This is a genomic window from Streptomyces sp. AC558_RSS880, from assembly GCF_019049255.1.
In the GTDB taxonomy this organism is placed as follows: Bacteria; Actinomycetota; Actinomycetes; order Streptomycetales; family Streptomycetaceae; genus Streptomyces.
Genome location: NZ_JAGMUJ010000084.1, coordinates 357,463 through 382,390 on the forward strand (window position 1 = coordinate 357,463; position 24,928 = coordinate 382,390).

Genomic DNA, 24,928 nt, shown 5'->3' on the forward strand with positions numbered 1-24,928 from the left:
TTCAACGTGCGGCGATCAGGGAGGGCGGCTGCTGATGCGAACGGGACTGCGGCGAAGACGGCCGGGCGGCGGGTCCGGGGCGCGGCGTCTCACGGGAGTGGCGCTCGCGGCGCTGCTCCTGGTGGGCGGGACCACGGCGGCGGCCCAGGCCGACCCGAAGCGGCCCACGGAACAGGCCGGTTCGGCGGGGGGGACCAGCCTGCCGACGCTGGTCCCCCGCGACGGGACCTATCTGGAGGGCACCGAGCGCGTCGCGGCCACACCGACGCTCGCCGGTGACTCCGTGACGAAGCTGGCGGTCGACGGGAAGGAGGTCGACGCGGAGCGGACGGTCGGGGTGTCCCGGCTCACCTTCGACGTGGGCTCGAACTCGACGGAGGCCCGCTACCGCAACCACATCGTGGTCAACGGCGGCCACCGGGCCGACATCGGCGACCTCGTCAACGAGCGGGGCACGATCGAGATACCGAACCAGCACCTGGTCAAGGGCGAGAACACGATCGAGATCGTCGCCGGTACGGTCGAGAGCTCGTGCGGCACCAACCACGACGACTTCGTGCTCTCGGACATCACCCTGGAGCTCCTCGGCGAGACCGCCGACGGCGAGGAGAACGAGTACACCTACTCGTTCGGCGACGGCAGTTGCGGTACCAACCCCACCCTGCGGACGAGGGCGACCCTCACCTTCTTCGTCCTCGGCGACCCGCAGGGCACCACCGGACTGCGTACCGACCTGGAAACCACGAAGCTCGGCAACGGCACGCACGTCCTCAGTGCGACCACCACGTCGGGCAAGACGGTCGAGAACGACGTGACCGTCAACAACGCGCCCGCGGGCGCGCCCCGGCTGCTGCCCGAGGACGGCACGCTGGTGGCCGGCGCGCGGACGGTGTCCGCGAGCCTCCCGGCCGGGACCGGCGGCGGCGTCGAGTCGCTGACCGTGGACGGGGCGGCGCCCGTCACCGAGGGGCACCTCGGCAACGGCGCGGCCACCTTCTCCTTCGACGTCGGGTCGAACTCGATCGACGACAAGTACGACAACCACCTGCTGGTCAACGGCAAGCGGATCGACCTGGGCGGCACCTGGGTGAGCCAGCGGACGGAGATCGCGGTCCCGGCCCGTCACCTGGTGCCGGGCGACAACACCGTCAAGGTGGTCACCGGCGCGTACCGGGACGGCTGCGGCGACAACCGCGACGACTTCGACATCGCGCACCTCGAACTCGCCCTGGACGGCGGCACCGTCACGGGCCGGGACGTCGCGGACTCCTACGCCCTGGGCGACGGTTCCTGCGGCGACAGCGACACCCGCCTGCGGGAGGTCGAGCTGCACTACTCGATCGACGCCCCCGCCGTGCACGTCAGTGACACCCTCGGCGCGGGGACCGCGACCCTCGGCTTCACCGTGGGCGGCAACTCGATCGAGGCCCGCTACGGGAACCACGTCCTGGTGAACGGCCGCAAGCAGGTGCTGGAAAGCGACTTCGCCGGACAGCACGTCGACCTGGCCTTCCCCAACGAGTGGCTGGAGCCCGGCTGGAACACCGTCGACTTCGTCGCCGGCACGTATCCCACCTCGTGCGGGGACAACCGCGACGACTTCGCCGTCTCCGGCATCACCCTCACCCCGGCGAGCGGCACCGCCACCGGACGGATGATCAAGGGCTCGTACAGCCTGGGCGACGGCAACTGCGGGGACAACGTCAACCCGCTGGCCGAGATCGACCTCGAGTTCTTCGTCGAGGGTCCCGCACAGGGGCTCCGCGCCGACCTCGACACCCGGCGGATCGACGACGGCGAGCACACCCTGGCCGCGGTCTCCCGGTCCGGCGAGAAGGCCACGCGCACGCTGGTCACCGACAACTCGGCGCCCCGGGTCACCGCCAGTGTCCCGGCCGCCGGGCAGCGGATCACCGCGTCGGTCGTGCTCGACGTACGGCTGGAGGACGCGTCCGGCGTGGTCGACGGCCCCGAGGTGAAGCTCGACGGGAAGCCGGTCGAGCCCGGCACGGCCGTGGGTCCGGGCCTGTCCGCCGGTGCGCACACCCTGTCGGTGTCCGGCACCGACAGCCTCGGCAACACCGGCACCCGCGAGGTGACGTTCACCTCCGCCGGTATCCCGGACACCCCGACCGGCCTCACCCCGAAGGCCGGCACGACCGACGCGGGCCGCAGTGTCCGGCTGTCGGCCGAGGTGGCCGAGCCCGACGGGGGCACGGTGAGCGCCACGTTCTCCGAGGCCGAGATCCTCACGCCGCGGCAGGTGTACGAGGGCACCGCGGACTCCGTCCCCACGACGCTGCGGGTGCCGGGCGAGCGCCGGGTGAAGGCCGCCGGCCTCGCGCCCGCCGACGGCAGGACCCTCGACGCACCCGCCGCCCAGGAGGTCACCTACCAGCGCTTCGACGTCCCGGTGAAGGGCCGTACCGACGCGCCGGTGCTGCGCTGGGAGGGTGTCATCGACCCCGAACGGCTCGCCGCGCTGCGCGTGTGGAACACCGCGACGAAGCGGTGGGACGTCCTGACCAGCGCCCGGGGCGCCGCCGACGGCGACACCGTGCTGACGGCGGTCGTCGACCGTGCGTACGTCGACCGGCAGCGGGTCCACGTCATGGTGACCGGCGAGGACCCGTTCGCCGACGACATCGACGCCGGTGACCCGGACCGGTTCGCCGACCCCGACGCGTACGACTTCTCGATCGTCCACTTCACCGACACGCAGTACCTCTCCGAGGGTGCGGTGGAGCAGGAGACGGCCGCGGAGCGCGCGGTGTGGGAGAAGGCGTACGGGGACGTCACGCGCTGGATCGCCGCCAACAAGGACGAGCGGAAGATCTCGTACGTGGCCCACACCGGCGACATCATCGAGAACAACATCCGCAAGCCCGCCGACGAGGCCACCCGGCGGCAGGTCGTGGGCGAGATGGAGGTGTCCTCGAAGCAGCAGCGGATCCTCGACGACGCCGGGGTCCCCAACGGTGTGATCGCGGGCAACCACGACAACCAGTCGGGCACCGAGAACGGACCGGACGCGCTCTACAACCGGTACTACGGGCCGGACCGCTACCAGGCGCTGTCCGAGGGCTGGCGGCACGCCGAGTACGGCGGTCCCTGGCGGCCGGGTGACAACCAGAACCACTACGACCTGTTCTCCGCCGGCGGTGTCGAGTTCGTGGTGGTGGGCCTGTCGTACGGCGTGACGAAGGAGGAGGCCGCCTGGGCCGACTCCGTGTTCGAGCGCTACCCGGACCGCAACGGCATCCTGCTCTCGCACGACTACCTCGCGCCGAGCAGCAGCCCCGACGGACGCGGCGCCCCGTTCTCCGCGCCCGACGGGTCGATGCTGTACAGGACGGTGGTGCAGGACAACCCGAACGTGTTCCTGATCCTCGCCGGTCACGAGCACGGCGTGGGCACCAATGTGAAGCCGAAGGTGGGCGAGGTCTCCCACGGCGTCGTCGAGCTGCTCGCGGACTACCAGTTCTACACCGTGTCCGCCGACCGGCTCGGGCTCACCGAGGTGGGCGGCTACCGGCCCGACGACCAGCTCCGGTTCGGTTCGAGCTTCTTCCGGATGCTGCAGTTCGACGTCGACCGGGCCGAGTTGACGGTGGACACCTACTCGCCGCTGCTCGACGAGTTCGGCGCCACCGAGTACGACGCGGACCACCGCTACGACGGCACCGAGGACAACATGGTGCTGCCGGTGGACCTCAGCACCCGCACCACGTCGTTCAGGACGGACTCGCTGGCGCTGTACGACCCGGTGCGCGTCATCGGCAGGGACAGGGTCGATTCCGGTGAGGTCGCCTCGGTGACCTGGAAGAACCTCAGGCCGGGCACGGCCCACGCGTGGTTCGTCACGGCGCGTTCGGCCGGCGGCGGCGTGACCGCGTCCGAGCCGAGCGTCTTCGTGACCGAGGACGCCCGCGGCCGGCCCGGCGCCTGGGGTCCCGGCGTACCCGCCTACCCGTGGTTCGCGTCCACCGCGGACCGGCGCTGACCGGTTGCCGAACCACACCGCCGCCCCGGACCCGACCGGTCCGGGGCGGCGGTGTGTTCACCTCGTGCCGGTGCCGCCACGCCGTTCGTACCGGAGTGCCGCGCCCGTCGCGACGGCGCCGAGGCCCTCCCAGAGCGCGACGCCGACGAACGCCTCCGGCGCCCTCCCGCCGATCACGGCAACCGTGAACACCGTGCAGGTCAGCAGCCGGAAGGGCACCGTCCAGCGGAAGAAGGCCCGCCAGTCGGCGAGCGCGGCCAGCACGTAGTACACGCCCATGTTGAGCGCCGCCGTCGACGACGCCGTCACGAACGCCGGTGTGTGGTCGCCGCTCCCCCGCTCGCCGGGCGTGGCGAGGCCGAGCAGCGACAGCTGCGTGTCCGGCGAGACCAGGCCCACCGTGCCGAGAACGGCGGCGAGCACGCCGAACACGGCCATGGTCCAGCCCGAGGGCGAACGGGGGCGTCTCACCGGTTCAGCCCACCGTCCACTTCTGGTTCGCCCCGCCCGTGCAGGTCCAGATCTGCAGGCGGGTGCCGTTGGCGGAGTTGTTGCCGGTCACGTCCAGGCACTTGTCGGCCTGCGGGTTGACGATGTCGCGGGCGGCGGTGACGACCCATCTCTGGGCGGCGGTGCCGTTGCAGTCCCACAGCTGGACCGGCGTGCCGTCGGCGGTGCCGCCGGAGGCGACGTCCAGGCACTTGCCGAGGGCGCGGATCGTGCCGTCGGAGCCCACGGTCCAGTTCTGCGCGGAGGTGCCGTTGCAGTCGTAGAGCTGTACGGGGGTGCCGTTGGCGGTGCCGGCCCCGGCGACGTCGACGCACTTGCCGGCCAGGCCGCGGATCGCGCCGCCGGCCGGGGAGTCACCGGTCGTCACCGACACGTGGTCCACCACGAGTTGCTGCGGGAAGACGGTGGAGCCGTCCGGGTCCCCGGGCCAGTAGCCGCCCACCGCCAGGTTCAGGATCAGGAAGTACGGCTTGTTGAACACCCACTGCTTGCCGCCGAGGTCGGCGGGGGTGCGCCGCTGGTAGACGTTGCCGTCGACGGACCAGGTGATCGAGTCCGGTGCCCAGTCGACGGCGAAGGTGTGGAAGGCGTCCGCGAAGGCCTGGCCGCCCGGCAGCGTGTAGCCGGCGCCGATGCCGCCGGAGCCGGAGTAGCCGGGGCCGTGGATCGTGCCGTGGACCGTGGAGGGTTCGAAGCCGACGTTCTCCATGATGTCGATCTCGCCCGAGTCCGGCCAGTCGACCGGCGTGCCCAGCATCCAGAACGCGGGCCACATGCCCTGTCCGCGCGGGATCTTCATCCGCGCCTCGACGTGTCCGTACTGCGCGGTGAACTTGCCGGAGGTGTTGAGCCGGGCCGAGGTGTACTGGCAGGTTCCGTACCAGCACTGGTAGTTGGCGGGGTTCTCCTTGCGGGCCGTGATGACCAGGTGGCCCTGGCCGTCCAGGGCGGCGTTCTTGTTGCCGGACGTGTAGTACTGCCGCTCGTGGTTGTTGACGTTGTCGCCGGTCTCGATCTGCCACTTCGAGGAGTCGACCGCCGCGCCGGCGGGCCCGTCGAAGGTGTCCGAGAACGTCACGGCCGCCGCGGCGGCGGCATCGGCCGGTTCCGCCTTCGCGGTCCCTGCCGCGCCGGACGCGACCAGCGCGGCGGACACGGCGGCGACCAGCCATCTGCGGAGTCTGCGTGGAGAGGACATGGCTCTCCCTTTCCGTACGGCGACCCGGATGTACGGGTGCGCCGACCGAGGTTGTGGGGGTGAAGGTGCAGCCACTTGATTTAAGGAGTGAGATAAGAGGGCGTCAAGCCCCTGGTACGGACCAGGAATCGCCGGGCGCGCGCCCGGGCCGCACCCGGACCCCCGTTCACGCCGTCGTGCCCCACGAGGTCCGGTGCGCGCAGCCCGGGTCGTGCTCGGTCGCGCACGACGTCCACCAGCGTTCGCAGCACGCGGCCTCCACCTCCGCCCGCGCGAACGCGGCGGCCGCCGCGTCGCGCCACGCCGCCCGGCGGCCCTCGCGTTCCCGCAGGACGGCGACGGCGCGCCGTTCGTCGGCGATGACGGTCTCCCGCACGACACCGATCACCGGGGCGAGCGAGGCGACCGCCATCGCGAGGGTGGTCCAGAGGGGGACGGCGCCCCAGGTGCGCACGGTGCAGAAGGAGAGCCAGAGGGCGACGGCGACGTACAGGGCGATGAGAGTGCGGCTGCCCCTGCTCATGACTGTTCTCCTTCGCGGCCCGTCCGGTGGACTTCTGATGCCCCGGATGTGCGCGGGCATGACTCCTTGCCGACTACATCGGCCAAGTTCCCTTGTGTGAAGTCGAGTTGCTACCCGGTCGCCTCACCACGCGTCACACTGCTTGCGAGGAGTCCGGCCGTTGGGGAGCGGGGGCGGAGCATGGTCGCGCACAGACCGGTCGTGGCCGCGGTGGCGGGGACGTTGCTGCTGGTGGGGTGCACCGGGACGGAGGAGGGGACCGGCGCCCCGAAGCCGTCCGGGGGAGGGAGGACCACGGCCGGTGAACCGGGTCCCGGCCCGTCGTCCCCGGCCGCCTCCGAGGACACCGGCCCGTACACCGTGGCGGAGGACCGGGCGCCCGGCACCCGGGCCGAGGCGGTCGAGTTCGTGCGCGGAATCACCGTGCGGCCCGACTACTTCGGCGTCGGCTTCCGCAAGAACGATCCGTACGAGAGCGATCCGGCCGAGTGGGCGGTGCTGGGCGAGGACTGTCTGTGGCGCCGCGAGCCACTGCCGGACCGGGTACTGGCCAGCCTCACCCGGGCGTTCGTCCTGCCGGAGGCGAAGGGCAAGGAGGCCGTGTACGTGTCCGTCACCGTGACGGTGCACGAGGACACCGCGGCCGGGCGACGGGACATGGCCGTCTCCCTGGAGGAGGCGCTGCGCTGTCCGGAGCAGCGACTGAACGCCACGCAGCGGGTGCGGGGGCTGTACTCGCAGGCCAATCCGTTCGACGAGGAACGCAACGCCATCGCCGACGACGATCTCACGGAGACCGGGGAGTACCTGGTGGACGGGGAGAAGGGCGCGCGTCCCTTCGACTGGTTCAAGTACCGGCTCGGTCCCGTCACCGTGGCCGCCACCGCCCGTATCGGCGGCGGGCGGACCGAGGAGGAGCAGTCCGCCGTCTCGGCGGACGTGGCCAAGGGGGTCGGCTTCGTCGCCGCCGACATCGACCGGCTGGCGGACGCCCGGGAGCCGGGCGGGAAGGGAGGCTCGCGATGAGTGAGCCGCTGCGGCCGTCCGATCCTTCCCGCATCGCGGGCTTCCGGTTGCTGCGGCGCCTCGGCGCGGGCGGCATGGGCGTGGTCTATCTGGGGCGCACCGACGCCGGGAAGCTGGCCGCGGTCAAGGTGATCCACGCCGAGAGCGCCGCCGACGACGCGTTCCGGGCCCGGTTCGCACGGGAGACGGAGCTCGCCCGGCGGGTGGACAACCCCTGGGTCGTACCGGTGCTCGACGCGGACGCCGACGCGCGGACGCCGTGGCTGGCCACCGCGTTCGTCCCCGGGTCCTCCCTCGCCGAGGCCGTCGCCGCGCAGGGCCCGCTGCCGGCCCGGGCCGCGCGTGTCCTGGGCGGGCTGCTGGCCGGCGCGCTGGCCGACGTGCACGCGGCGGGGCTGGTGCACCGCGACGTCAAGCCCGGCAACATCCTGCTGGCCCCGGACGGCCCCCGGCTCATCGACTTCGGTATCGCCCGGGCCGTCGACGACACCGCGCTGACCGCGTCGGGGCTCGTGGTCGGCACCCCCGGCTTCCTCGCCCCGGAGCAGGCGCGCGGCGAGCCCGCCGGCTCCGCGAGCGACGTCTTCGCGCTGGGCTGCGTCCTGGCGTACGCGATGTCCGGCCGGCCGCCCTTCGGCACCGGGGAGCCGGACGCGCTGCTGTACCGCACGGTCCACGACGATCCGGAACTGGACGGGGTGGGGGCCGCGTCACGGCCGCTCGTGGCCCGCTGCCTCGACAAGGATCCGGGGGCGCGCCCCACGGCGGCGGAGACGGCCGCGCAGCTCGCCGAGGACGTCCCGGACGGGGCCGAGGCCTACGACACCGTCCGGTTCGCGGCCCACGGCCTGACCGCCGCCGGCGACGACGGCCCCTCCGCCCTCCGCTCCGAACTGCTGCGCCGCCCCTGGCAGGGCATCACGCGCAGGATCTCCTACGATCCCGGCGGCCAGTTCTACGACGCCACCCAGGACGGCGGCGCCTTCCTCTACCGGGTCACCGACGGCGCCGCCCGCTTCGTCGCCCGCGCGGACGACATCGGCCGGAAGGCATGACGGGGCACCGGACCACGGGGGGTCGAACGGGTGCGCTACATTTTGCTCGCCCTTGACCGCGATCACTCACGATCTCTCACGCTACGGAGCCGGCACCCCCATGAGCGACATCGTCAACGGACTCGGCCGGGCCACCGCCTACGGCGCACTCGGACTGGTACTGCTGGTCCTCGGCATCGTCCTGGTCGACGTGCTGACGCCCGGAAAGCTCGGCCGGCAGATCTGGCAGGAGCGCAATCGGAACGCCGCGATGGTGCTGAGCTCCGCGCTGCTCGGCATCGGCGGGATCGTGTTCACGTCGATCTGGACCACGTACGAGGACTTCGGCAAGGGGCTGGCGTCGACCGCGGCGTTCGGCGTGCTGGGTCTGGTGATGATGGCCGTGGCGTTCCTGGTGGTGGACCTCATCACCCCGGGGCGGCTGGGTGCCACGCTGGTCGAGCCCGAACCCCACCCGGCGGTCTGGGTGACGGCGTCCTGCAACCTCGCGGTGTCCGCCGTCATTTCGGCGTCCATCGCCTGACGCGGGTGCCTTCGCACCGCCCGGCTGCCGCGTCCCGGGGCGCGGCGGCCGGGCGGTGGCGGTTCAGGAGCCGGTGCAGGTGAGCGTGTGCGGCGCCGTCGAGGAGCTGCCGGTGGCCGTGAAGCCGAAGGTGGTCGTGGCGCCCGGTGCGACGGCGCCGTTCCATTCGGTGTTGCGCACCGTGACCGCTCCACCGGTCCCGGTGTTCCGGCCGTTCCAGAGGCTGCTGAGGGACTGGCCCGACGCGAGCGTCATGCCGACGGTCCAGCCGTCGAGGGCGCCGCTGCCGTCGTTGCGCACGGTCACCTCGCCCTGGAAGCCGCCGGACCAGCTGTTGACCGTGCGGTAGGTGGCGGTGCAGGTGTCGTCCGGCGTGCCGGGACCGCCGCCCGTGTCACCGCCGTCGCCTCCCCCTGTGTCACCGCCGGTGCCGCCGCCGCTCGAGCCGCCGTCGGCGAGGCCCGGGGTCTGCCAGTCCCGCCATGCGGAGAGGTCGCCGGACTTGGCCGGGGAGATCCTGAACACCCCGGAGGAACTACCGGACTTCAGCAGGAACTTCTGGATGTTCTGCTGCAGCGGGGTGCGCCATTCCGGCCGGGCCGCGCAGTGGGTGCCGTCCTGTACGTCGGACCAGTAGCTGATGTTCCCGCCCGCGCCCAGCGCCTTGTAGACCTCGGCGCCGCCCAGCGCCGCCACGCTGCCCGACCGGGCGCCCAGCCAGTCGACGTGCGGGTTCTCCATGACGAGCAGCCCTCGCGGCGCGACCAGACCCACGATCTCGTGGGTGTCCACGGGGAGGGTGGCGGGGCTGCCGGTGAAGGAGCCGAAGGCGTCGCCCAGCCAGGGCTGTTCGGAGTAGGCGCTGCTCAGCGGCTGCGCGCCGCTCTCACCGGGGATGCCGCGGAAGACGCCGGTGCCGGCGCTGCCCGACTCGATCGGCATGGTGAGCGCGATGCGCTGGTCGAAGGCGCCGGCCACGAAGGCGCCCTTGCCGAAGCGTGAGCAACCGGTGACCCCGGTGGCGTCCGCGCGGAGCACGCTGCCGTCGGACTGCTCGATGACGTCGATGACCCGGCTCACCCCCCATGACCAGGCCATGAGCAGGCCGGTGCTGCTGGAGGAACCGTAGAGGCCGTAGAACGCGCCCTGCTTGTCGCTGCGGGGTGTGCCCTCCTTCCCCACCGCGTACGGGTCGAGGGAGATGACGGCCGCGCCGGAGTTCTTGATGGTGGCGGTGTCCGCGCCCAGCCCTCCGAGCACCACGACCGCGGGGAACGGGCCGGTACCGCCCGGCAGGTCGACGCTCGCGGAGAAGCTCGCGCTCCTGCCCTGGTGCGTCACCCGCACGGTGATGCCGGTGCGCGACACCGTGCCCGTGACGCTCTCGGGCCTGGCGGGCTTCTGACCGTAGACGTGTCTCTCCGCCAGCTCCCGGATCTCCGCACGCCGGCAACGCCAGTCGGACCGGGTGGAGATGCGCGTGCCGTCCAGTTTCCGGAAGGGGTCGGGGAGCTTGGAGTAGGAGGTGAGGGGCCCGGTGTCGGGGACGGCGCAGTCGGCTCCGTCGTCCTCGACACCGGGTTCCGCCGCGACGGGAACGAGGGGGTCGGCGGTGCCCGGCCGTGGGAAGAGAGCGGCGACGGCCAGGCTCACGGCAACCGCGAAGACCGCGGCCACCCAGGCCCAGGCCCAGTGTCGGGGGAAGCGCATCGGTACCTCCAGAAGGGTGGGAGCGCTCCCAGGCTAGAAACGGCTTCAGGGACATGACAACAACACCGACAGACCCGTTTCAGATTGACTCTTTCGGACCCCTGCCGAAAGCCGGAAGCCGCATGCGATCTGCCTTGACGCCGAAGACCCCGCCTCAGAACACCACGTCCGCCAGGGCGATGCGAGCGAAACTTTCGGACGACTTGCGATCGCGCTGCCGCCCCGACCGACAGCAGGACGCGAATTCGGTCACGGGCACACGCCCGCGGCACAGCCTGACCACGGCGCCGCCGCCCCGGTCAGGCCACGCGGGCGCGCTCCCGTACCGGGCGGACCGGCTCGGGCCGGACGCGGGCGGCCGACTCGGGGCGTGCGGCCGACTGGGCGCGGGGGGCCTGACCGGAGCGGGTGGCGGGGCGGACGCGGTACGTCGTGCGGTGAGGGTCCACGACGGGCTCGCCGAGGGTGATCCGCCCTGCCGCGTGCAACGCGTCGCATTCGGCGGTGGGCAGGGCGGCGTAACAGCCCCCCGCGCCGGTGGCCGAGTCGAGCGGGCGCCAGTAGCTGTACCTGCGGCGGCCGTTGGCGTACTCGGTGACGTACGTGGGAGTGCGCGGGTCGGAGATGATGCGCAGCACGTCGGTGAGGGTGGTGTCGGCCGGGGTGCGCGGCCGGGAAGGGACGGCCGGGAACTCGGTCGTTATCGGTCCGCCGCGACGGTGGTCCGGTCGGCGGCGCGCGGTCGGCAGGGCGACGAGGGTGTTCGGACGGTCGACGGTGGCGAGCATCAGCAGGACCTTTCCGGAGCCGGGATACGAGACCGTCTACCCAGCGCGGCGCCGGAGTTGATCTCCTTTTCCGATCATTGTGCAACCTCACACCGACAACGCGCAGGCGCCACGCCCAATTCCCGGCCGACGTGTTCGTCCCGGCAGGTCAGGCGCCCGGTCCCGGATCCGGGCGGACCGCCGCGTCGATGCCGGCGCGCGCCGCTTCGAGCTGGGCCGCGAAGGAGATGCCGAGGAAGAGGGCGACGGCGGTGAGGTAGGCCCACAGCAGCAGCGCGACGAAGGCGGTGAGCGGCCCGTACAGGGCGCCGAACGCCCCGCTGCCCTCGACGTACAGGGCGAGCAGCCACGTCGCCGCGACCCACAGCAGGAGGTGCACGGCCGAGCCGAAGGCCAGCCAGGTGTAGCCGGGCTGGGTACGCCGGGGCGACCAGCGGAAGATCACCGCCGAGGCGACCCACGCCAGCGCCAGCCCCACCGGCAGCTGCAGCACGGTCCACCACCTCGCGCCGCCGGATCCCCCGGCCACCCGGACCACCGCGTCGCCCACCGCGTCGCCGGCGACGAGCACGACGAACCCGAGGACCAGCGGCAGGCCCGCGGTGAGCGCGAGGAGGACGGCCCTGCCGTACTTGCGGGGGAAGGGGCGGTCGCGTTCGATCCCGTAGATGCGGTTGGCGCCCCGCTCGATCTGGCCCATGGCGGAGGCGAGGTTCAGCAGGGCGAAGCCCAGGCCGAGCCAGAGCGCCAGCGCGCTCCCGACGTCGTCGTGGGCGCTGCGCCGGGTCCCCTCGAAGGCGTCCTCGACGATGTCGGCGCTGGCGCCGGGCACGATCCGGCCGAGGGTGAGCTCGATGACCCGGCCCACGCCCTCGGTGTGCACGGAGGTCGCCAGACCGACCAGCGCCACGGTGAACGGCACCAGGCCGAGGACGACTTGGAAGGCGAGCGCCCGTGCGTTGGAGAAGCCGTCCGCGTAGCGGAAGCGGGCGAAGGAGTCGGTCAGCAGCCGCAGGCCCCCGTAGTGCCGCAGCGCGGCGAACGCCTCGTCTCCGGAGAGTTCCTCTCCGATCATGTCCCGGGTCTGCGGGACGTGGACGACGGTTCCCATACGCGGACACTCCTCGCGCCGAGTGGCTCTGCTCCCCTCATTGATGGCCCGTTTGCCCTCCGTCACACCTGCGGGGCTCCGTGCCGTTCCACCACCACGGCGGGCGAGAGTTCACCGGGCGCGCGCAGCCGTGCGCAGGCGGCGGGCGCGTGACACCTCGGTCAGGAAGTGAGGCGGTTTCCCCGGGAGGCCCGCGGGTGGTGGCGTCAGGAGCCGTCGCCGAGCGGGTCGTGTCCCCAGTTCATCAGCGAGTGGCGCCAGCGGGTGTCGCGTACGTCGCCGGACGGGCGCTGGGCGAGGTGGCGGCGGATGTAGCCGACGACCTTGCGCATGTGCTCGTAGTCGTCGTCGGAGAGGTCCTTCCTCCCGGTCCGGAGGATGCCGACGATGCGGCGGCCGGACGCGTGACCGGTCGACTCGCCGCCGTCCGCGTGCTGACCCGCGCTGCGGGACTCCTCCATGCCGAGCCACTTCTCGAGGTCGGCCGGCTTCATGTTGACCAGCTCGCGGAACTCGTCCCAGGTCTCGTCCTTGCGGTCCGGTTCCACGGCGCTCACTTCTTCTTCTTGAGCACGGAGGGCTTGTGGACCGCCGACTTGCCCGACTTCTCGCTGCGCACCTCGTACTGCGGTTCCTCCTCCGAGGCGGCGACCGTGCGCCCGGCCGCCTCGGTACGCTCGGTGATCTTCTTCTCGACCTTGCCCGTCGTCTCGCTGCCGTGGCTGCTCCAGGCGACCTCGTCGCCCTTGTGGAGATCCTCGCCGCGGCCGGTGCCCTTGCCCATGTCCAGCGCCTCCTTCGGTGGCGGTCGGCTCCCTTCCACCCTGGTGGCACGGCGGACCGCGCGCATCCCGTGGCGGCACACGTCCGGGCCGGCCCCGGAGGGCCGGCCCGGATCAGCGGGACGAGGGGATCAGACGAGGTCGAACCGGTCGAGGTTCATGACCTTGTCCCACGCCTTGACGAAGTCCTTCACGAACTTCTCCCTGGCGTCGTCGCTCGCGTAGACCTCCGCGAGCGCGCGCAGCTCGGAGTTCGATCCGAACACGAGGTCGGCACGGGTGCCGGTCCACTTGACCTCGCCGGTGGCCGCGTCGCGGCCCTCGAACACGGTCTGGTCCTCGGACGTCGACTTCCACGTGGTGCCCAGGTCGAGCAGGTTGACGAAGAAGTCGTTGGTCAGGGTGCCGGGGGCCGTGGTGAACACGCCGTGCGAGGTCTGCTGGTGGTTGGCGCCCAGCACCCGCAGGCCGCCGACCAGGACGGTCATCTCGGGGGCGCTCAGCGTCAGCAGGTTGGCCCTGTCCAGCAGCAGGAACTCGGCGGGCAGGCGGTTGCCCTTGCCCAGGTAGTTGCGGAAGCCGTCGGCGGTCGGCTCGAGCGCGGCGAAGGACTCCGTGTCCGTCTCCTCCTGCGCGGCGTCCACGCGGCCCGGCGTGAACGGGACCTCGATGTCGAAGCCGCCGTCCTTGGCGGCCTTCTCGACGCCCGCGGCACCGGCCAGCACGATCAGGTCGGCGAGCGAGACCTGCTTGCCGCCGATCTGCTCGGCGTTGAAGGACTCCTGGACGCCCTCCAGGGTGCGCAGCACCACCGCCAGCCGGTCGGGGTCGTTGGCCTCCCAGCCACGCTGCGGCTCCAGGCGGATGCGCGCGCCGTTGGCGCCGCCGCGCTTGTCGCTGCCGCGGAAGGACGAGGCCGACGCCCACGCCGTCGACACCAGCTCGGACACCGGCAGACCCGAGGCGAGGATCCGCTCCTTGAGGGCGGCGACGTCCGCGGCGTCGATCAGGTCGTACGTGCGCTCCGGCAGCGGGTCCTGCCACAGCAGGGTCTCGGCGGGCACCTCCGGGCCGAGGTACAGCGACTTGGGACCCATGTCGCGGTGGGTGAGCTTGAACCAGGCGCGGGCGAAGGCGTCCGCGAACTCGTCCGGGTTCTCCAGGAAGCGCCGGGAGATCGGGCCGTAGACCGGGTCGAAGCGGAGCGCGAGGTCCGTGGTCAGCATCGTCGGCTGGTGGCTCTTCGACGGGTCGTGGGCGTCGGGCACGGTGCCCGCCCCCGCGCCGTCCTTCGGCCGCCACTGGTGGGCGCCCGCGGGGCTCTTGAACAGCTCCCACTCATAGCCGAAGAGGATCTCGAAGAAGCTGTTGTCCCAGGTCGTCGGGGTGTTGGTCCACGTCACCTCGAGACCGCTGGTGATCGTGTCACCGCCCTTGCCGGTGCCGAAGGTGCTCTTCCAGCCCAGGCCCTGCTCCTCGAGACCGGCGGCCTCCGGGTCGGCGCCGACGTGGTCGGCGGGGCCCGCGCCGTGGGTCTTGCCGAAGGTGTGGCCGCCCGCGATCAGGGCGACGGTCTCCTCGTCGTTCATCGCCATGCGGCGGAACGTCTCGCGGATGTCGCGGGCCGAGGCTATCGGGTCCGGGTTGCCGTTGGGGCCCTCGGGGTTGACGTAGATGAGGCCCATCTGGACGGCGCCGAGCGGGTTCTCCAGCTCGCGGTCGCCGGTGTAGCGCTCGTCGCCGAGCCAGGTGGACTCGGGACCCCAGTAGACGTCCTCCTCCGGCTCCCAGACGTCGGCGCGGCCGCCGGCGAAGCCGAAGGTCGTGAAGCCCATCGACTCCAGGGCGACGTTGCCGGAGAGGATCAGCAGGTCGGCCCAGGACAGGCTCTTGCCGTACTTCTTCTTGACCGGCCACAGCAGGCGGCGGGCCTTGTCGAGGTTGGCGTTGTCCGGCCAGCTGTTGAGCGGGGCGAAGCGCTGCTGGCCCGCGCCGGCGCCGCCGCGGCCGTCGCTGATGCGGTAGGTGCCCGCGCTGTGCCAGGCCATCCGGACGATGAGCGGGCCGTAGTGGCCGAAGTCGGCCGGCCACCAGTCCTGCGAGGTGGTCAGCACCTCGGCGATGTCCCGCTTCACCGCCGGGAGGTCGAGGGCCTGGAACGCCTCGGCGTAGTCGAAGTCCTCGCCGAGCGGGTTCGCCACGGCCGGGTTCTTGGCGAGGATCTTCAGGTTGAGGCGCTCGGGCCACCACTGGCGGTTTCCGCCGCCCTGGGTGGGGTGCGGGGCGCGCCCGTGCGCGACCGGGCAGCCACCTGCCTCCTCCGTCTTGGGTTCGGTGACGATCGCGTCATGGTTCTCGGTCATGGGAGTCCTTCCGGGCGAAGAGCTTCGCGCAGTTCAGGTACTGCGGGAGGTGGAACAGTCGGGGCACAGACCCCAGAAGACGACCTCGGCCTCGTCGATCACGAAACCGTGACCGCCGGACGCGGTCAGACAGGGCGCGTCACCGACCGCGCAGTCGACGTCGGCGACGACACCGCAGGAACGGCACACCACGTGGTGGTGGTTGTCCCCGACCCGGCCCTCGTAGCGGGCCGGGCTGCCGGCCGGCTCGACACGGCGCACGAGCCCCGCCCCGGTGAGCGCGTTCAGCGCCTCGTACACCGCCTGCAGGGAGACGTGCCCTATGCGCCGGCGCACTTCGGAGGCGATCGCCTCGACTCCGAGGTGGCCGCCCTGGCGGACGGTTTCGAGGAGGGCGACGCGGGCCGCCGTCGCACGGAGCCCCGCACCGCGGAGCTCCTCGGCTGTGGTCGACGGCCGGGATGCGGTCATGCGCCGAACCTATAGGCCCAGACACGAATAATTCCAGAGAACGAACCGGTCCAGTCTTGGGACGTGTCCGGTAACTGTGGGTGGCTCCCGGGTTGCGTGACGCCGTCCACGCCGACGCGGCGGCGGTGCCGTCGTGGACGAGCGGCCCGTCGCCGCGCAGGCGTGCGCCGGGGGTGGGGCTGTGCCGTGTGCGGCGCCCTTCGCGCATCAGGTGACGCACCGGCACGTGGCGGGCGAGCGTGCATCAGGTGACATACCGGCACGCGGCGGGCGAGGGAGGGCGAAGTCGGCGACGATCCGCCGGTGGCACCGCCGCCGCACGGATTCACCGCACGTCACCGCGGTCGGTTCGCGGGCGGCCTGTTCCAGCAGGGTGCCCGTCGCGGCGACGAACCCGGGGTGCGGGTGTGGGCGGCGCAGCCGCGGAAGGACTCGTTGCGCCAGACGGTGTCGGGCGAGTCCGGCGGCGGTGCGCGGAAGCCGCCCAGGTCCCTCTCCCGGCGGTGGGCGATGCCCGACTCGGGCAGCCATCGGGCCGGTCGGGATCGCGGCGGCCGCCGGGGCCGATGCGGACGTCCACGACGGCGGCGATCCCCGCGTCGTGCAGCAGTGCGGTCAGCGCCTCCCGGCCCGCGCCTCCCGGTCCGCGGTGCCGTGGCCGAAGGCCGACAACTCGCGCGGGGTCATGGCGCGCCTCCTCGCGGCCGGGGTCAGGCGGCGGGCTCCAGGCGGACGCAGCACCGGCCCGGTTCCGGTGCCAGACGGGCCTCGAGCCCCGTTTCACCGAGTCCTTCGAGGACTCCGCGCATCAGGTGCAGGTTCATGCCGCACACCGTCTGCGTGTGCGCGCGGGCCAGCGCGTGGAAGGGGCAGTTGCCGAGGACGACGGACCCGCCGTCGTGCCGCGGCTCGAAGCCGTACCGCTCCAGTACGCGGAAGACCTCCGTCCCGTCGCCGTCCGTCCCCAGCCGTACGCCCAGTTCCCGCGCCCTGCGGTGCAGTACCTCGCGCACGGGTTCCCCGCTGGTGCCGGATTCCTCCACGGCCTGGGCGAGCAGCCGGCCGGCGAGTTCGTAGCGCCGGTCCGGGAGGCTGACGGCGATCTGCGCGGCCGAGCGGCGGTAGAGCTTGGCCGGGCGGCCCGCGCCCGGACCGCTGCGTCCGCTGCGCCGGACGTGGAGCACGTCGAGCAGGTCCTCCGCGGCCAGGCGGTCCAGGTGGAAGGCCGCGGTCTGCCGGGCCAGCCCCAGGGCCTCGGCCGCCTCGTCCCGGCCGACCGGGTGGCGCCGGCCCACCACGTAGTCGTAGAGCCGCCGGCGGGTGGGCTCGTCGAGAGCGGCAATGGCCGAGATCGCTGCGATGTCCTTGTCGCGTACTTCTTCCGTGTCGTCCACGAACACCAGTGTAAAAGCAACAGCCATTGACTAAAGAGCGGAATCGCGCTTCTATCGTCAATGAGAGTTGTCGATAGAAGAAAGGTGCAGGCCATGGCCTCCACAACCACGAGCGGCACGTCGGTCACGCCTCGGCGGGTCGCGCTCACCGACCCCGGCTACCAGGCGTACGTCATCCTGCGCACCGGCTTCACCGTGGCGCCGATCCTGTTCGGCCTGGACAAGTTCGCGAACCTCCTCGTGGACTGGCCGGCCTACCTCGCGCCGTGGATCGACGGCATCGTCCCGGGCGGCGCGCAGTCGGCGATGTACGCGGTGGGGGTGATCGAGATCGTGGCCGGCGTCGTCGTGGGCGTCGCGCCGCGCTTCGGGGGCTGGCTGGTCGCCGGCTGGCTCGCGGGGATCATCGTCAACCTGCTGACGCTGTCCGGCTACTACGACGTCGCGCTGCGCGACTTCGGGCTGCTGCTGGGCGCGGTGGCGCTGGCCCGGCTGGCCCAGCGGTACCACGGCACCGGTCCGACGGCGGTCGGTGGCGGTCAGTAGAGGACGCGAAGGGCTCCGGGCAGCACCCCGACCGTGACGGGGAGGACCGCGTCGACCTCTCCGTCGGTGCCGTAGGGAACGTCGCGGTCGGCCTCGATGCGGATCTCACTGCCCCGCAGGACCCGCACCTGGGGCCGGCGCACATGGGCGCCGGTCCTGAGCTCGTTCATCAGGGCGAAGAACAGCCGCCGGGGCGCCTCCTCGATCATCACGACGTCCAGCAGGCCGTCGTCCACGCGGGCGTCCGGCGCGATGACGCGGCCGGAGCCGTAGTAGCCGGAGTTGGCGGCCACCACCGTGTAGCCGGTGTGCGGGTGCTCCTCGCCGTCGACGGTGACCCGGTAGCGGACGGGCCGCCAGGTCGTGACGGCCCGCAGGCCGCCCGCGTAGTAGGACGCGGAGCCCCGCAGCAGCCTGGACCGGTTGGCGTGGCGGTTGGCGAGCGCGTCCACCCCGGCGTACACGCTGCCGAGGACGACGGTGCGGTCGTGGACGGCCGAGCTGACCTCGAGGGTGTCGACCGGGCGCGGCTCGCCGTGGAGCAGGACGCGGGCCAGGGCCGCCGGGTCCCGGGGCAGTCCGAGAGCGCGGGCGAAGTCGTTGCCGCGGCCGGCCGGGACCAGGCCGAGGGTCGCGCCGGTCCCGCTGAGCGCGCCGCCGATCCCGCCCGCGATGCCGTCCCCGCCGACGGCGAGGACGACCCGCCCCTCCCGCCCGGCCTCGCGGGCCAGTTCGCGGGCGTGGGCGAGGCTGCGGCTGTACTCGGTCCGCAGGTCGGCGCCCTCCTCGCGGAGGTGCCGGGCCAGGGCGAGCAGCGCGGCCGCTCCGGCGGCCGCGCCCGCGGTGGGGTTGACGACGGCGGTGAACTGTCGCATCGGTGTGCCTCCGGGCGGGCCGACGGGATGGGGACGGGCGGTCGGGGTTTCCGGGTCAGCCGGCGGGCAGCAGGACGCCGGGGTTGAGCAGCCCCGCCGGGTCCAGTCGCCGCTTCACGGCACGCAGGGCGGCGACGCCGAGCGGGCCCGCCTCGCGGACGTACCAGTCCCGGTGGTCGGTGCCCACCCCGTGGTGGTGGCTGATCGTGCCGCCGGCGGCGAGGATCGCCTCGCCCGCGGCGTGCTTGGCACGCGTCCAGTGCGCCACGGGGTCCTCGCCCCGGGCTGAGACCACGGTGAAGTAGAGCGAGGCGCCGTTCTCGTAGACGTGCGAGATGTGGCACATCACCAGGGGCGGGGTGCCGGCCCCGGTGAGGGTGGCGGTGAGCGCGTCGCGGACGGAGGCGTACAGCCCGGGGACGCGGGACCAGAACGTCGCCGTCTCCAGCGTCTCCGCGAAGGCCCCGGCGTCCAGGAGCGCGTCGCGCAGGTACGGGGCCGAGTAGCGGCCGTGTGCCCAGCGCCGGCCCGGCTCCTCGCCGAGCGGCGTGCCGCCGCACGCGCGCAGGACGGCCGCGGCGCGCTCCCTGCGATACTCCGTGTCCTCCTCCGTGCCCTCGTACCCTGCGATCGCCGTGCAGCCGGCGGCCTGTCGTGCGCCGGAGCCGATCGCGTCGGGGTCCGCCAGGCCGATCAGCGTCTCGGTCTCGTCGGACAGGCGCAGCACGGTCGGCCGCGGTCCGTCCTGGGCGAGCCGGCGCAGTGCGGTGGTTCCCTCCTCGAAGGAGGGGAAGTGCCAGCCTTCGTAGCGGCGGGTCCGCGGGACGGGCCGGACGCGTACGGTCACGGAGGTGATGACGCCGAACGCGCCTTCCGATCCGAGGACCAGCTGGCGCAGGTCGGGCCCGGCGGCCGAGCGCGGGGCGCGGCCGGTGTCGAGGGTGCCCTCGGGGGTGGCGAGGGTGAGGGAGAGCACCATCTCGTCGAAGCGGCCGTACCCGGCGGACGCCTGGCCGCTGGAGCGGGTGGCGGCGAAGCCGCCGACGGTGGCCCACTCGTAGGACTGGGGGAAGTGGCCGAGGGTGAAGCCGTGCCCGGCGAGGAGCGCCTCCGCCCGCGGGGCGCGCAGGCCGGGTTGCAGGGTGGCGGTGCGGGAGACCGGGTCGAGGTCGAGCAGGCCGTCCATGCGCCGCAGGTCGAGGGCGACGAAGGCACCGCGCCGTTCGGGGGCGAGGCCCCCGACGACCGAGGTGCCGCCGCCGAACGGCACCAGCGGCAGGCCGTGTTCGGCGCACACCCGCAGGACGGCGAGCACCTCGTCGTGACCGCCGGGCAGGAGTACGGCGGCCGGGACGGCGGCGAGGTCGCCCTCGCGGATGCGCAGCAGGTCGGGGGTGGACTTGCCGCGGGTGTGCCGGATGCGCGTCTCGGCGTCGGTGCGCACATGGGCCGCGTCGCCCAGGGCCGCGATCAGGGCGCGGCGCGCGGCGGGCGGCAGCGGGCTCTCCGGGACGGTCAGGTCCTCGATGGCGAGGGGTCCGGCCTCGCGCGGCTCGACGCCGAGCAGATCGCGCAACAGCCCGATCACCGTGTCGGGCAGCGGCGTCGCCTCGGCCGGGTCCCCCCAGCCGCTCCACAGCATGTCCATGGCTGTCGTCCTCACCGGTCGGTCGGAATGAGCGGGGCCGTCGAGGTCGCCCGGCGGCCGCCGTGGCGTTACACTGTGACACATGACGCCTATTCGTCACAACGGTTCCGGCGGTTCGGACAACGACGCGGTGCTCGACGCGGTGCGGGACTGCGTCCTGGCCGTCGGGGTCCGCCGCACCACCCTCACCGACGTGGCCCGCCGCGCCGGGGTCTCCCGGATGACGCTGTACCGGCGGTGGCCCGACGTGCGGTCACTGGTCGGCGACCTGATGACCCGGGAGTGGATCGCGGTCGCCACCGGGGCGATCCCCGAGCACCGGCCGGGCGTGCCCACGCGCGAGCTGATCACCGAAGGGCTGGTGGCGGCGGTCCGCGCCTTCGGCGCCCACCCGCTCTTCCGGAAGATCCTCGACGTGGACCCCGAACTGCTCCTCCCCTACGTGCTGGACCGCCGCGGGGCGAGCCAGGAGGCCCTGCTGGAACTGCTGGCCGGCTCCCTGCGCGAGGGGCACGCCGACGGCTCGGTGCGCGCCGCCCACCCCGGACGGCAGGCGCGGTCGGTGCTGCTGATCGTGCAGTCCTTCACCCTGTCCCTGCGGACCATGACCGACGAGGACGACCCCGAGCTCACCTCCGAGGCGTTCCTCGGCGAGCTGCGCGACATCCTGGAGAGGACCCTCACCCCGTGAACTCCCCCGGCAGTCCCCCCTCCGCCTCGTCCCTGTCCGCCCGCCGGCGCGCGCGTGAACTGGCCGGCTCCGTCGGCGGCCCGGTCGTCGACGTGCTGGTCGTCGGTCTCGGCGCCACGGGCGCCGGGGCGGCGCTGGACGCCGCGGCGCGCGGGCTGGACGTGGTCGCCGTCGACGCCCACGACCTGGCCTTCGGCACGTCCCGGTTCAGCAGCAAGCTCATCCACGGCGGACTGCGCTACCTCGCCTCCGGACGGCTCGACGTCGCCCACGAGAGCGCGGTCGAACGCGGGGTGCTGATGGAGCGCACCGCACCCCATCTCGTACGGGCCCAGCCGTTCGTGCTGCCCCTCACCCCGCTGGTCTCGCGCGGTCAGGCCGCCCTGGCGCGGGCCGGGTTCCGGGCCGGCGACACGCTGCGCCTGGCCGCCCGCACGGCCCGCGCCACCCTGCCCCCGCCGCGCCGGATCGGCGCGGTGGAGACCCGTCACCTCGCGCCCGCGCTGCGGCGCGACGGGCTGCGCGGCGGCCTGCTGTCCTGGGACGGCCGGCTCACCGACGACGCCCGGCTGGTGACCGCCCTGGCTCGTACGGCCGCGGCGCGCGGCGCGCGGATCCTGACCCGGGTCCGCGCCCTGGAGCTGACCTCCACGGGCGCCCGCGTCCGTGACGAACTCACCGGTGAGGAGGGCGAGATCCGCGCCCGCGCGGTGATCAACGCGTCCGGTGTCTGGGCGGGCGGCCTCGTCGACGGCGTCCGGATACGGCCCTCCCGGGGCACCCACCTCGTCCTGCGCCCCGAGAGCCTCGGCCCCCTGACCGCGGGCCTGCACATCCCGGTCCCCGGGGAGAGCGACCGCTTCGTCCTCGTCCTGCCCCAGGACGACGGCCGGGTCTACGTCGGCCTCACCGACGAACCCGTGGACGGCGACATCCCCGACGTCCCCCGGGCGCCCGAGACGGACATCGGCTTCCTCCTCGACGTCCTGTGCTCCGCCCTGCACGCGCCGGTCCGCCGCGCCGACGTGGCCGGCACCTTCGCCGGACTGCGGCCGCTGCTGGACACCACGGCGGCGCGCCCGGGCACGGCACCGAGGACCGCCGACCTCTCACGGCGCCACGCGGTGCTCACCTCCTCCGAGGGCGTCGTCACCGTCGTCGGCGGCAAGCTCACCACGTACCGGCGGATGGCCGAGGACGCCGTCGACACCGCCGTCCGCGTCCGGGGCCTGCCGGCCGGCCCGTCCCCCACCGCGTCCCTGCCCCTGGTGGGCGCCGCGCCGCCGCACGTCCTCGCCGGACTGCCCGCGCCGCGCCGCCTCGTCCGGCTCTACGGCACCGAGGCCCCGGCCGTCCACGCGCTCGCCGCGCGGGATGCCCGGCTGGGCGAGCCGGTACTGCCCGGGTATCCGGTCACCGGCGCCGAGCTGCTCTGGTCCCTGCGCCACGAGGGAGCGCTCGACGAAGAGGACGTGCTCGACCGCCGTACCCGCCTCGGACTCGTCCCCGCCGACCGGGCCACGGCTCTCGGCGTAGTGCGCGAGCTCGTGAACGGGGCGCTTTCACCAGGCGGTTGAGCACGGGGTCAGCGGCCGTGGACGCCGACCTCGCGGAGCGAGTACCCCCACTCGGTCCCCCGGTCCAGGAGCTGGACACGGACGTGGCGGGCCGGTGCGGGGGTGAACACGGCCGTGTCCAGGCCGCCGTCGCCGGACGTCGTGGACCAGACCGTCCGCCAGTCGGTGCCGTCGGTGGAGAGGTCGACGCGGTACGACGTGCCGTACGCGCGTTCCCAGTCCAGGGTGACGCGCCCGACCCGGTGGGTGGCGCCGAGGTCGACGCGGAGCCACTGGTCGTCGCTCCAGTCGCTGGCCCAGCGGGTGCCCCGGTCGCCGTCCACGGCCCGGCCGGGCGCGTGGTCGGTGAACGGGTTCCACTCCGTCGAACTGGCCGTGGCCGGTGCGCCGTCGGCGAGGTTCACCCCGGCCCGGTGCCGTTCGGAGGCGCCCCAGGTGTCGAGGTAGGACTCGGCTCCCCTGAAGAGGTCGTCCACCACGTGCTGCCCGCCGACGCGCCGGATGTCCTCGATCCAGTCGGGGACGAGGCCGTAGTGCGCGGCGCCGTCGGTGTTCAGGTCCCAGGTGCGCTCACCGGTGGTCTGCCGGTCGAGGACGGAGCCGCCGTCGACGCTGCGGAAGGGGTAGGTGACGGCGTCGGGCGCGTCCGCGCCGCGCGGGGCCGGCCAGCCGCCGACACCGTTCATGTCCGTGCCGTAGCCGTAGCCGACGCCGTACTCGTCGCGCAGTGCCCCGGTGCGGTCCGCCTCGGCGACGAATTCCTCCGAGCCGTGCATGTACTGGGCGACGAACCCGCCGAGGCCGTAGACCCGTTCGGTCCAGTCGAGGTCCATCCAGCTGTGCGAGGAGAGCACTCCCGGGTAGGACTCGGACTCGAAGACGTCGAGCACCCGGCCGGTGGCCTTGACGCTCATGTGGTCGATCTCGAGCATCATGTTGCGCTTCATCATGCCGCGCACGGCGTACTCGCCGAGTTCGGTGAGCCCGCGGACGTTGCACCGCGCGTCCTCGTCGTACGACGGGACCTCGACGCCCGCGGGGAGCTTCTTCTCGGCGCCGGGCGCGGAGGCGAGCCCGATCGGGTTGTCGGCCTGCGGCCCGGTGCACTTCTCGGTCTGCCAGAAGGTGCCGGTGGACAGGAACTGCCCGACGTTGATCGCCGTGCCGAGCGCGCCCTCGTCGAAGCGCACCCCGCACAGCGCGTTGTCGAACTTGTGGCACAGGAACATGCTGCGCACGCCCAGTGCGTACAGCTCGTCGAGTCCGGCGTCGATGTCGGCCCTGTCGCACTGCGCGACGTCCAGGACCTGCTTGCAGCCGAACGGTTCGGAGGTCTCGACGCCGAGGACGACCGCGAGCTTGCCCTGCGCGATGACGTCGCGGGCCTGCGCGCTGTCGGTGACGATCCGGAACCAGCCCTTGCCCGGCCCGCCGTACATCCCGTCGACGTAGGCCTGCATGTCGTAGGTCAGCTTCGCCTGGAGACGGATCGACGTCATCTCGTCGCAGCCGCGGTCCTTGAAGAAGTACACGGAGCAGATCACGCCGTTGGTGACGAGGTCGTTGACCAGCACCCGTTGTCCGCCGCGCCAGGCGCGTTCGATCCAGGCGTAGTAGTTCTGCTGGTGGGTCAGGGAGTCGTGCGCGGGCCAGTCCTCGAACGTGGGCCAGCCGACCGGATCGTGCTTGCCGTCACCGCCGCCTGTGATGAAGTCGAAGAGGGCGAGCGAGCCGTCGGGGTAGTGCTCGGGGCAGTCCTTGAGCGCGTCGGCGATCCCCTTCGCGGAGAAGGCCTTGCCGCAGATGAGCCGGCCGCCGAACGCCTCGTTGGACATGATGTGGTTGTGCGCGTCGACGAACCCGCGCACCTCGCCCGCGGCGTTCGTACCCTTGAACGGCTCCCCGGTGACGCCGATCCCGGAGTCGGGCGCGGGCCGGGCGACCGGATCCCACCAGTCGCCGCCGGCGGCGGAACTGGACGTGGGCACGAGGGCCGCGGCCAGCACGAGGAGGAGCAGCGATACGACCCCGAGGTGTCGTCGGGTGCGGTACGTGGCCATTACGCACGTCCCTCCGTCGCGGAGTTGTCATGACCGGTGCAAAGCCATGGGGCGAGAATCGCTACTGGCGCGTA

At 72.9% G+C, this 24,928-nt stretch carries 20 protein-coding genes and 2 pseudogenes; 7 read left to right on the forward strand and 15 right to left on the reverse strand.

Annotation, left to right across the window (positions count from 1 at the left end):
* The first annotated feature begins 34 nt into the window (after positions 1-34).
* Positions 35-4,003, forward strand: a complete 3,969-nt coding sequence (locus KUM38_RS26380) for a metallophosphoesterase (RefSeq protein WP_217132497.1) — start codon at positions 35-37, stop codon at positions 4,001-4,003.
* A 57-nt stretch (positions 4,004-4,060) separates the two neighbouring features.
* Here the strand turns inward: KUM38_RS26380 and KUM38_RS26385 are convergent, their stop codons facing one another.
* From KUM38_RS26385 to KUM38_RS26395, 3 genes are all read right to left on the reverse strand, one after another.
* Positions 4,061-4,441: a hypothetical protein gene (locus KUM38_RS26385; RefSeq protein ID WP_217132813.1), complete on the reverse strand. Its 381-nt coding sequence runs from the start codon at positions 4,439-4,441 to the stop codon at positions 4,061-4,063.
* Positions 4,442-4,478: 37 nt separating this feature from the next.
* Entirely contained in the window at positions 4,479-5,711 is a 1,233-nt protein-coding gene (locus tag KUM38_RS26390) for a glycoside hydrolase family 16 protein (RefSeq protein WP_217132500.1), read from the reverse strand.
* 166 nt (positions 5,712-5,877) lie between these two features.
* Positions 5,878-6,234, reverse strand: a complete 357-nt coding sequence (locus tag KUM38_RS26395; protein WP_217132502.1) for a hypothetical protein — start codon at positions 6,232-6,234, stop codon at positions 5,878-5,880.
* Between the two features lie 180 nt (positions 6,235-6,414).
* Here KUM38_RS26395 and KUM38_RS26400 point away from each other — a divergent pair, with 180 nt between their 5' ends.
* The 3 genes and pseudogenes from KUM38_RS26400 (at position 6,415) to KUM38_RS26410 (ending at position 8,838) form a co-directional block, all read left to right on the forward strand.
* On the forward strand, positions 6,415-7,260 hold the full coding sequence (locus tag KUM38_RS26400) for a hypothetical protein (protein WP_254397735.1): 846 nt from the start codon (positions 6,415-6,417) through the stop codon (positions 7,258-7,260).
* A pseudogene (locus KUM38_RS26405) lies at positions 7,257-8,072 on the forward strand (serine/threonine-protein kinase); the annotation flags it as partial. The gene KUM38_RS26400 and the pseudogene KUM38_RS26405, both read left to right, overlap by 4 nt.
* Positions 8,073-8,415: 343 nt before the next feature.
* Positions 8,416-8,838 (forward strand): DUF350 domain-containing protein, encoded by a 423-nt coding sequence (locus KUM38_RS26410; protein WP_217132512.1) that lies wholly within the window; start codon positions 8,416-8,418, stop codon positions 8,836-8,838.
* Positions 8,839-8,901: 63 nt separating this feature from the next.
* Here the strand turns inward: KUM38_RS26410 and KUM38_RS26415 are convergent, their stop codons facing one another.
* The 9 genes and pseudogenes from KUM38_RS26415 to KUM38_RS26450 form a co-directional block, all read right to left on the reverse strand.
* On the reverse strand, positions 8,902-10,548 hold the full coding sequence (locus KUM38_RS26415) for a cellulose binding domain-containing protein (RefSeq protein ID WP_217132514.1): 1,647 nt from the start codon (positions 10,546-10,548) through the stop codon (positions 8,902-8,904).
* A 299-nt stretch (positions 10,549-10,847) separates the two neighbouring features.
* A complete protein-coding gene (locus tag KUM38_RS26420; RefSeq protein WP_217132516.1) occupies positions 10,848-11,336 on the reverse strand; it encodes a hypothetical protein in 489 nt (162 codons plus the stop codon).
* 148 nt (positions 11,337-11,484) lie between these two features.
* Positions 11,485-12,447: a YihY/virulence factor BrkB family protein gene (locus KUM38_RS26425; RefSeq protein ID WP_217132518.1), complete on the reverse strand. Its 963-nt coding sequence runs from the start codon at positions 12,445-12,447 to the stop codon at positions 11,485-11,487.
* 206 nt (positions 12,448-12,653) lie between these two features.
* Positions 12,654-13,004 (reverse strand): DUF3140 domain-containing protein, encoded by a 351-nt coding sequence (locus KUM38_RS26430; protein WP_374227081.1) that lies wholly within the window; start codon positions 13,002-13,004, stop codon positions 12,654-12,656.
* Positions 13,001-13,231, reverse strand: coding sequence for a DUF2945 domain-containing protein (locus tag KUM38_RS26435; RefSeq protein WP_217132520.1), 231 nt, complete (start codon positions 13,229-13,231; stop codon positions 13,001-13,003). Before KUM38_RS26435 ends, KUM38_RS26430 begins: the two co-directional genes overlap by 4 nt.
* A 129-nt stretch (positions 13,232-13,360) precedes the next feature.
* A complete protein-coding gene (gene katG, locus KUM38_RS26440; protein WP_217132522.1) occupies positions 13,361-15,592 on the reverse strand; it encodes a catalase/peroxidase HPI in 2,232 nt (743 codons plus the stop codon).
* Positions 15,593-15,625: 33 nt separating this feature from the next.
* Positions 15,626-16,063 carry a Fur family transcriptional regulator gene (locus KUM38_RS26445; protein ID WP_217132524.1) on the reverse strand — a complete coding sequence of 146 codons (438 nt, stop codon included), beginning with the start codon at positions 16,061-16,063 and terminating at the stop codon, positions 15,626-15,628.
* Positions 16,064-16,193: 130 nt separating this feature from the next.
* Positions 16,194-16,750, reverse strand: a pseudogene (locus KUM38_RS42195) (DUF488 family protein); the annotation flags it as partial.
* Between the two features lie 23 nt (positions 16,751-16,773).
* On the reverse strand, positions 16,774-17,463 hold the full coding sequence (locus tag KUM38_RS26450; RefSeq protein ID WP_308409055.1) for a transcriptional regulator: 690 nt from the start codon (positions 17,461-17,463) through the stop codon (positions 16,774-16,776).
* An 87-nt stretch (positions 17,464-17,550) separates the two neighbouring features.
* On the opposite strand from KUM38_RS26450, the gene KUM38_RS26455 reads away from it, so the two are divergent.
* Positions 17,551-18,003, forward strand: coding sequence for a hypothetical protein (locus KUM38_RS26455; protein ID WP_217132528.1), 453 nt, complete (start codon positions 17,551-17,553; stop codon positions 18,001-18,003).
* Here KUM38_RS26455 and KUM38_RS26460 read toward each other — a convergent pair.
* On the reverse strand, positions 17,997-18,878 hold the full coding sequence (locus tag KUM38_RS26460) for a YegS/Rv2252/BmrU family lipid kinase (RefSeq protein ID WP_217132529.1): 882 nt from the start codon (positions 18,876-18,878) through the stop codon (positions 17,997-17,999). The genes KUM38_RS26455 and KUM38_RS26460 overlap by 7 nt on opposite strands.
* Before the next feature lie 55 nt (positions 18,879-18,933).
* Entirely contained in the window at positions 18,934-20,526 is a 1,593-nt protein-coding gene (locus KUM38_RS26465; RefSeq protein WP_217132532.1) for an FAD-binding oxidoreductase, read from the reverse strand.
* 82 nt (positions 20,527-20,608) lie between these two features.
* Here KUM38_RS26465 and KUM38_RS26470 point away from each other — a divergent pair, with 82 nt between their 5' ends.
* On the forward strand, positions 20,609-21,217 hold the full coding sequence (locus KUM38_RS26470; protein WP_217132534.1) for a TetR/AcrR family transcriptional regulator: 609 nt from the start codon (positions 20,609-20,611) through the stop codon (positions 21,215-21,217).
* Positions 21,214-22,794 (forward strand): glycerol-3-phosphate dehydrogenase/oxidase, encoded by a 1,581-nt coding sequence (locus KUM38_RS26475; RefSeq protein WP_217132536.1) that lies wholly within the window; start codon positions 21,214-21,216, stop codon positions 22,792-22,794. The genes KUM38_RS26470 and KUM38_RS26475 overlap by 4 nt, the downstream gene beginning before the upstream one ends.
* A gap of 8 nt (positions 22,795-22,802) precedes the next feature.
* Here the strand turns inward: KUM38_RS26475 and KUM38_RS26480 are convergent, their stop codons facing one another.
* Positions 22,803-24,854, reverse strand: coding sequence for a discoidin domain-containing protein (locus KUM38_RS26480; RefSeq protein WP_217132543.1), 2,052 nt, complete (start codon positions 24,852-24,854; stop codon positions 22,803-22,805).
* Positions 24,855-24,928 lie beyond the last annotated feature (74 nt).

What these genes read in the sequence shown, in the direction of transcription:
- katG (WP_217132522.1), bottom strand. Translation starts at nt 15,592, where the DNA reads ATGACCGAGAACCATGACGCGATCGTCACCGAACCCAAGACGGAGGAG.
- KUM38_RS26420 (WP_217132516.1), bottom strand. Translation starts at nt 11,336, where the DNA reads ATGCTCGCCACCGTCGACCGTCCGAACACCCTCGTCGCCCTGCCGACC.
- KUM38_RS26460 (WP_217132529.1), bottom strand. Translation starts at nt 18,878, where the DNA reads ATGCGACAGTTCACCGCCGTCGTCAACCCCACCGCGGGCGCGGCCGCC.
- KUM38_RS26385 (WP_217132813.1), bottom strand. Translation starts at nt 4,441, where the DNA reads ATGGCCGTGTTCGGCGTGCTCGCCGCCGTTCTCGGCACGGTGGGCCTG.
- KUM38_RS26395 (WP_217132502.1), bottom strand. Translation starts at nt 6,234, where the DNA reads ATGAGCAGGGGCAGCCGCACTCTCATCGCCCTGTACGTCGCCGTCGCC.
- KUM38_RS26470 (WP_217132534.1), top strand. Translation starts at nt 20,609, where the DNA reads ATGACGCCTATTCGTCACAACGGTTCCGGCGGTTCGGACAACGACGCG.
- KUM38_RS26380 (WP_217132497.1), top strand. Translation starts at nt 35, where the DNA reads ATGCGAACGGGACTGCGGCGAAGACGGCCGGGCGGCGGGTCCGGGGCG.
- KUM38_RS26410 (WP_217132512.1), top strand. Translation starts at nt 8,416, where the DNA reads ATGAGCGACATCGTCAACGGACTCGGCCGGGCCACCGCCTACGGCGCA.
- KUM38_RS26465 (WP_217132532.1), bottom strand. Translation starts at nt 20,526, where the DNA reads ATGGACATGCTGTGGAGCGGCTGGGGGGACCCGGCCGAGGCGACGCCG.
- KUM38_RS26480 (WP_217132543.1), bottom strand. Translation starts at nt 24,854, where the DNA reads ATGGCCACGTACCGCACCCGACGACACCTCGGGGTCGTATCGCTGCTC.
- KUM38_RS26455 (WP_217132528.1), top strand. Translation starts at nt 17,551, where the DNA reads ATGGCCTCCACAACCACGAGCGGCACGTCGGTCACGCCTCGGCGGGTC.
- KUM38_RS26445 (WP_217132524.1), bottom strand. Translation starts at nt 16,063, where the DNA reads ATGACCGCATCCCGGCCGTCGACCACAGCCGAGGAGCTCCGCGGTGCG.
- KUM38_RS26415 (WP_217132514.1), bottom strand. Translation starts at nt 10,548, where the DNA reads ATGCGCTTCCCCCGACACTGGGCCTGGGCCTGGGTGGCCGCGGTCTTC.
- KUM38_RS26390 (WP_217132500.1), bottom strand. Translation starts at nt 5,711, where the DNA reads ATGTCCTCTCCACGCAGACTCCGCAGATGGCTGGTCGCCGCCGTGTCC.
- KUM38_RS26435 (WP_217132520.1), bottom strand. Translation starts at nt 13,231, where the DNA reads ATGGGCAAGGGCACCGGCCGCGGCGAGGATCTCCACAAGGGCGACGAG.
- KUM38_RS26400 (WP_254397735.1), top strand. Translation starts at nt 6,415, where the DNA reads ATGGTCGCGCACAGACCGGTCGTGGCCGCGGTGGCGGGGACGTTGCTG.
- KUM38_RS26425 (WP_217132518.1), bottom strand. Translation starts at nt 12,447, where the DNA reads ATGGGAACCGTCGTCCACGTCCCGCAGACCCGGGACATGATCGGAGAG.